General features: G+C 57.7%; 1 protein-coding gene. It reads right to left on the reverse strand.

The window, feature by feature from the left end; genetic code table 11:
- A partial coding sequence (locus BK660_RS30065; RefSeq protein ID WP_473087017.1) for a Tc toxin subunit A-related protein occupies positions 1–688 on the reverse strand: 688 nt, incomplete at both ends.

The following is a 688-nucleotide window of genomic DNA, read 5'->3' on the forward strand; positions in this document are numbered from 1 at the left end:
TTGAACAATTTGCGCAAGGAAACGGTTTTCACCAACTCCTGCCGACGCTCGTAGCGCTGCAGATATTCGCGCTCCATCCGCAGCAAATGCACGCGCAAATGCTCGCCGGCTGTCAAACCATGACGTTGTTCCAGAAACACATTGGGCAAGGGAATTTGCGCATCGTAATCGCCGGTTTCAGCATTCAGCGACGCCTGGGCACTGAGGCACAGGCTGATCACGGCGTCATAGGTCTGATAGTACAAAGCCTGGAACTGGCCAAGCATCCAGCCAAACAACTCGGCATTGCTCGCGCGCTTTTTCAGGAAGTTGTAAACCGCCAGCGCCTGAGCATTGGCCCGCAGGGTTTGTGCAAGGTTCGTGCGAGCCGCGGTGACCGCATGGCGTTGTGCCTCGACCTGCACACTGAGGCCGGCGGCCTCGGACTCGGCCTGATCACGTTGCAGCGCCCATTCGTTGCGGCGGCGACGGTAACTTTCGGTAGTGGCCTGACCGTCGGCGTCGATTTGCAACATCGATGCGGCGATTTCCAGGCCGAAGCACACGGCATCGATCGCATTTTCGGGTTTCATCCCGCCATTGGCCACGCCAAAGATTTTTGGCAACGCCGCGATGACCGCTCCGGTAGGTTTGAGGATTTTGGCGGTCAAGGCATGGGTTTTCGACTGTTTCAAGCTCGCCATGACCT

It is taken from the genome of Pseudomonas brassicacearum, assembly GCF_003732265.1.
Classification (GTDB): domain Bacteria; phylum Pseudomonadota; class Gammaproteobacteria; order Pseudomonadales; family Pseudomonadaceae; genus Aquipseudomonas; species Aquipseudomonas brassicacearum_D.